Origin of the sequence: Streptomyces sp. NPDC001480 (genome assembly GCF_042894725.1) — a bacterium.
In the GTDB taxonomy this organism is placed as follows: domain Bacteria; phylum Actinomycetota; class Actinomycetes; order Streptomycetales; family Streptomycetaceae; genus Streptomyces.
In genome coordinates this window covers 36,099-43,979 of the sequence record NZ_JBIAVX010000036.1, presented here as the reverse complement: position 1 = coordinate 43,979, position 7,881 = coordinate 36,099, and the positions used below count along the sequence as shown (strand labels likewise).

General features: G+C 69.4%; 7 protein-coding genes and 1 CRISPR repeat array. Of the genes, 1 reads left to right on the top strand and 6 read right to left on the bottom strand.

Going from position 1 to position 7,881, the window contains the following annotated elements; genetic code table 11:
* From ACFY01_RS44260 to ACFY01_RS44235, 6 genes are all read right to left on the bottom strand, one after another.
* Positions 1-359 (bottom strand): hypothetical protein (locus ACFY01_RS44260; RefSeq protein WP_390741448.1); only part of this gene is annotated, 359 nt, incomplete at its 3' end.
* Between the two features lie 182 nt (positions 360-541).
* Entirely contained in the window at positions 542-1,519 is a 978-nt protein-coding gene (locus ACFY01_RS44255; protein WP_390741447.1) for a hypothetical protein, read from the bottom strand.
* A gap of 9 nt (positions 1,520-1,528) precedes the next feature.
* A CRISPR array of direct repeats spans positions 1,529-2,709; the repeat unit is 29 nt; unit sequence GTCCTCCCCGCCGACGCGGGGGTGTTCCG.
* Positions 2,710-2,855: 146 nt separating this feature from the next.
* Positions 2,856-3,374 (bottom strand): hypothetical protein, encoded by a 519-nt coding sequence (locus ACFY01_RS44250; RefSeq protein ID WP_390741446.1) that lies wholly within the window; start codon positions 3,372-3,374, stop codon positions 2,856-2,858.
* A gap of 92 nt (positions 3,375-3,466) precedes the next feature.
* Complete coding sequence (locus tag ACFY01_RS44245) at positions 3,467-4,201, bottom strand: Crp/Fnr family transcriptional regulator (RefSeq protein WP_390741445.1); 735 nt, start codon at positions 4,199-4,201, stop codon at positions 3,467-3,469.
* Positions 4,202-4,203: 2 nt separating this feature from the next.
* Entirely contained in the window at positions 4,204-4,350 is a 147-nt protein-coding gene (locus ACFY01_RS44240; protein ID WP_390741444.1) for a hypothetical protein, read from the bottom strand.
* Positions 4,351-5,865: 1,515 nt separating this feature from the next.
* A complete protein-coding gene (locus ACFY01_RS44235) occupies positions 5,866-6,840 on the bottom strand; it encodes a helix-turn-helix transcriptional regulator (RefSeq protein WP_390741443.1) in 975 nt (324 codons plus the stop codon).
* 80 nt (positions 6,841-6,920) lie between these two features.
* Between ACFY01_RS44235 and ACFY01_RS44230 the strand changes: the two genes are divergently transcribed.
* A complete protein-coding gene (locus ACFY01_RS44230) occupies positions 6,921-7,655 on the top strand; it encodes an alpha/beta fold hydrolase (RefSeq protein WP_390741442.1) in 735 nt (244 codons plus the stop codon).
* The last annotated feature ends 226 nt before the right edge of the window (positions 7,656-7,881 follow it).

Below are 7,881 nucleotides of genomic sequence, written 5' to 3'. Positions count from 1 at the left end.
TGCCGACGCTCGATCAGACCCAGCTTCTCCAGGTGATGCCACTGACGTGAGACGGCCATGCTCGCCTTCTGGTCGGGGAGCATGTAGATGCCGGCTGCTCGTCCCCATAGCTGCGAGCGCTCGGTGACGCCGTAGTCGCCGCTGGTGGTGACCGCGTAGACCAGCAGCAGCAACTCCAGGGCGTATGGGGCCCGCAACAGCTTGGACAGGGGCCCCGGCCCGGTGGTCGGCTCCCCGTACTGACCCTGGACGCGGGTCCGGATGAACTCCTGGCGGATCGGGAAGAGGTCGTCGCGCCGCTGGGAGCGCCGCAGCAGGTACTCGATCGACTCATCCCGGGTCATCACTCGCTCGGCCATGGCCCCCGCTCCCCTCCGCTGGCACCCCGGCGGCGCCCCCGCGAAGAGCATGCCCCCATCCGTGCGGTCCGGCCGAACACCGTCCGCCCGTCCCGCACACCCTCTTCACCGGTGCCGGAGGAAGTGATAGATCCAGATCACCAAGGACCCCCGTATAGGACCGGATGCGCTGAAGACGCAGGTCATTCAGCAGCAGCATCGAATCCACGCTCATCTTTCGCCCACAAAGTTGCAGCCTCAGAACCCGTTGACTGCGTAGATTCACGGCGAAGAGTGAACCGGAACGCATTGGTGAGCCGAACAGCCCCCGGAACGCAGGTGACCTGCCCCACCGCTCTACAGCACGCCGAGCAGGGCGTTGCCCTCCCACTGATCGACGACTTCGAGGTAGCCGGCGAGGACCTTGAAGTGGGGAACGAGGGCCGGGAGCCGTAGGGGACCGGGACGACGCGGAGGCTGATCTTGGATACTCGCAGGTCGGCCTGGATGCTGCCGGGGGTCTCGGCGTAGTCGCGGACCCGGTTGAAGGCGAGGTCGTGTCGGCGGCCAGCGACGGCGAAGTGCATGAGGACCAGGGCGCGGTCGCGCAGGCCCGTGAGGTTGTCCGGGCAGGCGGTGCTGATCTTCACCAGGTGCTCAACGAGCAGCGGCGGGGCCTGGCCCCGGCCGCGGGTCTCGCCCTGCTCCTCCATCTCCTTCACCAGCTGCTTGAGCCGGTTGCGGCCGAGCCGCGCGACGCCGTCCTCCAGCCGCACGCCGTGCTCGGAGCGGGCGGACACCGCGGTGCCGGAGATCCGGCGGTCGATGGTCGACGGCGCGGTGCACGTTCCCTTCCTCCCGCCGGACTGGGTCCACAGCCACTCGACGAACATCACCAGCGTGCCGAGGGTGAGCGCGAGTACCGGCACCCCGGAGGCGGCGCAGAACCTCGTCCAGCTCACCCAGTCCTGGGCGTAGCTTCTGCGGGTGCGGCGGCCGCAGCCACGGGCGCGGCGGCCGCCGTCGCGGAAGTACACCTCGCCCAGGCCCTCGACAAGGATCGCCTGCAGCTGCTGTTCGTAGCGCCGGCGTCCTGGGCCTAGACGGCGTAAACGCACCAGACCCCGGACCAGCAGCAACCACCCGACGCCGAGCGCCGACGCGGTGCGGCGCGGGTCCAATCGGCGGAACACCCCCGCGTTCGGCAGGGAGAACTCCTCGCCCGACAACCAGTTCGTCCACGCCGTCGGAACACCCCCGCGTCGGCGGGGAGGACCAGGTCTACGGTCTCGTCTGCCTGATCGAGGTCGGAACGCCCCCGCGTCGGCGGGGAGGACGCCGCCTCGGCCTGCTCCACCCGCTCGAAGTGCGTAACACCCCCGCGTCGGCGGGGAGGACCGGGCAGCCGGTGACCTTTCCGGATCCCGGGACGGAATACCCCCACGTCGGCAGGGAGGACGAGATCGCCCCCTTCGTCGACCACTTCCTCCGCGGAACACCCCTGCGTCGGCGGGGAGAACATCGTGCACCAGCGCCTGCATCAGACCGTCCGCGGAAGACCCCCGCGTTGGCGGGGAGGACTCCACCAGGCGCTCGTCGAAGATTTCCTGCATCGGAACACCCCCGCGTTCGCGGGGGTGTTCCGCCGTTCGGCACTCGCGGGGGCAGGGTGAACTTGTCCTCCCCGCCGACGCGGGGGTGTTCCGTTCGTCCGCTGTCACGACGCCGGCGACTTCTTGTCCTCCCCGCCGACGCGGGGGTGTTCCGTAATCGGCCTGGGGTGCGCGAATGACAGAGCGGTCCTCCCCGCCGACGCGGGGGTGTTCCGGTCCGAGGGGGGTAAGACCCCCGGTCACTCCGTCCTCCCCGCCGACGCGGGGGTGTTCCGGCCCCCTGTCAGGTCTGGCCACCACCGTCTCCGTCCTCCCCGCCGACGCGGGGGTGTTCCGACGATGTCACCGCGCTTGATTCCGGACTTGAGGTCCTCCCCGCCGACGCGGGGGTGCTCCGCGCGATGAGATGTGGCTGGCCACCCGCGCACTGTCCTCCCCGCCGACGCGGGGGTGTTCCGCCGTCCAGGCGCCGGGCGATCTCGGTGTACGGCTCCTCCCCGCCAAACGCGGGGGTGTTCCGATCCCCATGGTCCAGCCGGTGTTGGCCAGCTGGTCCTCCCCGCCGACGCGGGGGTGCTCCGCTCTACCTCGTCATCATCTGCTGCCCGTACTGGTCCTCCCCGGCGACGCGGGGGTGTTCCGTTCCTGAACGAGCCCAGTCACCACGGCCTGGCATCCTCCCCGCCGACGCGGGAGTGTTCCGGAGTTCGTCGTCCTCGGTGAGACCTGGACCGGGCCCTCCCGCCGACGCGGGGGTGTTCGGGCGCGGCGACGCAGGCCTGGGCAGCGGCGCGGCACCGGATCCGGGTCAGCGTGGGCTGGCCGTGGCGACGGATCCGGTGCCGCTGAGGGGATGGTCTGGGGCGGGCAGCGGTGTGCCGCCCGCGGTGGCCTGCTGTGGTGGTCAGCCGCGGCGCAGGAGGGTGATCTTCTGCCGGGCGGTGGAGATGGCCTGTTCGAGGTCGGCGCGGGCGGCTTCCTGTTTCATGGCCTGGACGAGCTGCATCTGGTGGTCCTGGGAGGACACCTTGAGGGCGGGGGTGGGTGCGGGCAGGGCGGTGTCGAGGTAGTCGTCGACGCACTCGACGACCGCGGTGAGTTCGGAGCGGATGGCCTCGATGTGGCCGACGATGCCCCGGATCATGTCGCCGATCTGGGAGATCTCCTCCATGTCAGGAGTGCGGCTGGGCTTTTTCGCCCGGCGGCACTGGGCCTTGTAGAGGTCGGCGAGCCACTGGTCGGGCTCGTCGGAGGCGGTGTTCTCGGCGTCGGTGGTGCGGATCTGCTTCATCCAGGCGAAGACCTCCCGGTGGTGCAGGAGCCCGTACAGGGCGAGGGCTCCCATGAGGAAGGAGGAGACGATGCCTGCGGCGAGGGAGCCGGCGCTGGTGCCGATCGCCAGCGTGGTGCTGTTGATGGTCATGGTGGTCCGTTCGCGGGCGCGTCGTCCCCGACGGTTGGGGGCGGCGCGAGGAAAAGGGTGGTGGGTCCGAAGGGGGGTGCCGGGGGGTGGTGTCAGGCCCCGGTGAAGCGGCTGAGGCCGTCGACGTCGTGGATGACGAACTGGCGGTAGCGGGCCTCGATGACGCCGTGGTAGCGCAGGGTGCGCAGCGCGTTCTCGGTGGTGGAGACGGCGAGCTGGAGGGCTGCGGCGATGTCTTTTTGTCCCAGGCCGGTGATGACGGTGTGCCGACAGGTGCGGGGGTCGGGGACTCCGGCGGTCCTGGCGAGGTGGGCCAGGAGTCGGCTGACGCGTTCCAGGGGCGGGCGGATGGCCATCCCGTAGACGACTTCGTCGGTGCGGTGGCGTTCTTCGAGGCTGTGCAGCAGGGCCAGGCGGGCCTCGTAGAGGCGGCGTTCGGTGAGGGCGTTGAAGTAGCGGGCGGCGCAGGGGATGGCGACGGTGGGGGTCAGGCAGCGGGTGTCGACGCGGGAGGTGGGGTCGAGGAGCGCGGCTTCGCCGACGAGTTCGCCGGCCGCCCGGAAGCGGGTGATGGTGGGGATGCCGGGGCCGGTGCCCAGCGGGTAGCGGTCCTGGCGTACGACGCCCTCGAGGAGGATGTAGACGTCAGGGTTGTCCGCGCCCATGGGCAGCAGTTCGTCGCGGGTGAAGGTGCGGCTGCGCAGGCCGGCCTGCAGCAGCGCGTGCCAGGTCTCGGCCGGCAGGCGGTGCAGGAAGCTTCCCTCGGGCTTGCCTTCGTGGGCGTGCAGGAGGTCGGTGGGCCGGGAGACGTCGAGGGCGGGAGGCATGGTCACTCCCCCGTCGCGGCCCGGCGGGCGGGGCGCGCATCCGCGTAGGCGCCCTGGAGGGCGCGGTGGTGACGGCTCTTCAGGGTGGGCGCGGTGGGGTGGCCGGGAGGGTAGGGCGGCACAGCGCCGTGGGAGCGGGTGATGCTCATCGTCTTCGTCCTTATGCGGTTGATCGGCCTGGGACCCCGCTGTGTCAGCGGGGTCCCAGGTGGTGGGTCCGTCGCCTCTCCGGGAGGTGGTACGTGCCCGGGTGGTGTGGGCCGGGCGGGGTGGAGATGACGTTGGATCGGCATCACGCTACCGCTCGCCATGAGCCGAGAGCTAGTCGCGTTTCCGAAGGCGCTGCGGGAACGATTCGCGCCACGTTGATCCCCTACCTGTGGGGGATTTCGACGACCCGGCCGGGAGCGGAATCTATAAAACCGCTCTATCGATTTTCAGGAATCCCCGCATTCGGCATGCAGATATTCATGCGCAGACCTCAAAGCGCCTCCGGGCGAGGTCCGTGGGGCTTGCATGTAAACCGGCAGCAAAAACGGGAGGCCCCGGGGCACCACCCCCGGAACCTCCCGGAAAGGGTCCGGACCCACCAGGATCAGACCGGTGTCCAGTAAACACTATGGACCGCGTTAAGGTCACTCCCGAACGGGCGCCCTGTGGTCTCTACCGCTCCAACTAGCAACGGAAACCCCCTACCTGCGGGGCTTTGACAGGGACAGCACACCCTCGCGAGCCCGTCAAGGCGGCACTCCGTGACTCCGGAACCTTCGTCCCTTTTGTGCACCCGAGAGCGAGACGCGCCCGCCCCCTGAAGGCCGCGAGAGCGCTATCAAATGATAATCAACGTTCAAGAGTCAACAGATCCGGTCAAGGGGCGCCCGACCCGGTGCCGCCCGGTCGGCCACAGGTGCGATCATCGCATGGATGCCCTGGCCCGCCGCGATTGGCTTCTCAACAATCCACGGGCAGGCATCAGGGGAAATGCGAGGCGCATAGAAAATGAATCTCCCTCTCACCCGCGACGGGATATCGAACACCAATCGGTGACCCAAGCAGCCACACTTCCGAATGTCGACTGATCCACATTGTTGCCCGTCTCCTTCCGTTCACCGGCAGCCATGCAGAACAGCCCATGCACCCACAGCTGAAGCTCAGCTTTTGCCACGTCAGTTCCGTTACGCGGGGGACCAGTTGACGTCGGAAGCTGCACGGACATGGTTGATCGGGCACAGAGAATGATCATGTGGGCACAGCGGGTAACTTGCGTCACACTGCACGCCATCTGACCGCCAGCGTGCGCTCCCCATGCATCCGAAGCGCCCCATACCCCACCCCGTGCGCGGCACCCTGCAACACGCTCCCCCGGCACGCCGCCCCCGCACCCAGGCCATCCGCGCGGAGGACTTCGCGATGCCCGCACCGGTGAGATACCGCTCGACCGCCGCGGTGTACGTGACCGGAGGAGCGGACAGGGGCACCACCCTGGCGCTCGGCAGCCGGAGCGCGCGCCCGCTCCCGAGTTGGGTCTCACCGGTTCGATCGTCACGCCGTCCCGTCCTTCCGGTCCTGCCGCAGTAAATGCGTACACCTCGCCCCGGCGGCCCGAATGGCCCTCGCAGGTCGCGGCGATCGCGGTAGGGGCTCTGCCGCAGTAAATCCGGCGTTTACTGCGGTAGTTGCTCCGGTCCTCGCTGGGCGGCTGCGGTGAGCTGGGCGGCCAGGTCCTTGAGCGCCTGCCGTAGTTCGTCGGGATGGTGGATGCTGAAGGGCCACTCCAGGGAGGCGAGCATGTGGGCCATACCGTCCAGCCGTTCTGCCCGTGCGTGCATGAGAACGCCGGTGGGCTGAGCGGTGAGGGTCACCGCTGAGCGAGGCAGTCGGCGAGCGATCTCATCGAGGGGGCCATGAATCGTCACCTCGACCTGCCAGCGGTAGGACCCCTGAGCGAGGGTCGAGGTCAAGTGGGCGACGGGATCGAAGCCGTCGGGTGCGGTGAAGCTGTCGGCTCGGGGGGCGACGGAGGCGATGCGGTCGATGCGGAATGTCCGCAGGCTGTCGCGGAGGTGGTCGTGGCCGACGACGTACCAGCGGCCGGTGTGGAAGACCACGCCGTAGGGGTCGATGTCGCGTTCGGTGTGTTCGTGGCGCCAGGACTGGTGGTGGATGCCGACGGTCGTGCGGGCACGGGAGGCCTGGGCCAGGGCCAGCAGGACGCCGGTTCCGGGTGCCTGCCCAATCACGGCATTGGCAGTGAAGGACAGGGTCTCCCGCATGTCGGCGAGCGGTTCGCGCAGGGCGTGCGGAAGCACCCGCTCGATCTTGGCCAGGGCACCGGCACTGGCCGGCGCGGCAGTGCCCATGCCCAGACGTTCTGCCGCGAGCAGGCCAAGGACGACGGCGAGGGCCTCGTCATTGGTGAGGACCAGGGGTGGCATGCGGTAGCCGCGGGCCAGTCGGTAGCCGCCGTAGCGGCCGCGTTCGGCCTCCACGGGGATGCCCAAGTCGCGTAGGTGGGCCATGTAGCGGCGCACGGTGCGGATGTCGGTATCCAGGCGGTCGGCCAGCTCCGCCCCGGTGAGCCGGGCGTTGGACTGGAGTAGTTCCAGCAGGGTCAGCACACGGGTCAGGGGATGCGACATGGATCACTCGGCATTTCAGGGCGGATTCTGTCCTGTATGGACTTTACGCTCCCCGCAGCACCTCTTTCTTGGGAGATCACATGGCCACCTTCGCACTCGTTCCCGGCGCCTGGCTCGGGGCATGGGCCTGGGAAGACACCGCCCGCGCTCTGCGGGAGCGCGGCCACACGGCACTGCCGCTGACACTGACGGGCCTGGCCGAGCACGCAGACCAGGGCGGACCCGAGACGGACCTGGACACGCACATCGCGGACATCACGGGATTCGTCGAAGAGCACGATCTGCGCGACGTCACGCTGGTCGCCCACAGCTATGCGGCTGCTCCGGTGACCGGGGCAGCCGGACGTCTCGGCGACCGGCTGAAGCGCGTGATCTACGTGGACAGCGCCCCCTTCGCCGCGGGCATGTGCATGCTCGACCTCATGCCACCGCAGGCAGCGGACCAGCTGCGTCACCAGGTCTCCGCTTCCGGTGACGGGTGGCGGCTACCGATGCCGCCGTTTGAGGTCCTGGGATTGTCCAGCAGCCTCGACGGGCTCGATGAAGGCCAGCGGGACGCTCTGCGCTCGCGTGCCACCCCACAGCCGTTCGGCACCTACGCCCAGCGTCTCGACGAGCCGGCCGAGCCCGGTCCTGGTGTGGACCGTGCCCTGGTCGCGTGCCATGACTTCACGGGGCTGCTGGATGCCGGGGTGCCGATGCTGGCCTCCCTGAACCAGCCGCCGTGGCGGCGCTTCGACCTGTCCACCGGGCACTGGCCGATGCTGTCCGCGCCCGCCGAACTCGCCGACATCCTCGACAAGGCCGTCTCCTGACCGCGCTGGATGAGAGGCACAGCCCGAGAGAGCCGTGGGCGGAGTCACACAGGCGGCCTTGGACGCCGCTCCGCCGGAGGGTAGGCGTGCGCCGGCCCGGTGTGGAGGCAGCCGTTCCTGGGCCCGCCGACGCGCTTCGCGCATGGCGCGGTCGGCGGGAGCAGCTTCACCAGCGGTCTGGATGACCGTCTGCGTTGGGGCCATCCCCCGCAGGCGCAGGGAGCAC

Coding starts and splice junctions, on each gene's coding strand:
- ACFY01_RS44250 (WP_390741446.1), bottom strand. CDS start 3,374: ATGACCATCAACAGCACCACGCTGGCGATCGGCACCAGCGCCGGCTCC.
- ACFY01_RS44245 (WP_390741445.1), bottom strand. CDS start 4,201: ATGCCTCCCGCCCTCGACGTCTCCCGGCCCACCGACCTCCTGCACGCC.
- ACFY01_RS44240 (WP_390741444.1), bottom strand. CDS start 4,350: ATGAGCATCACCCGCTCCCACGGCGCTGTGCCGCCCTACCCTCCCGGC.
- ACFY01_RS44235 (WP_390741443.1), bottom strand. CDS start 6,840: ATGTCGCATCCCCTGACCCGTGTGCTGACCCTGCTGGAACTACTCCAG.
- ACFY01_RS44230 (WP_390741442.1), top strand. CDS start 6,921: ATGGCCACCTTCGCACTCGTTCCCGGCGCCTGGCTCGGGGCATGGGCC.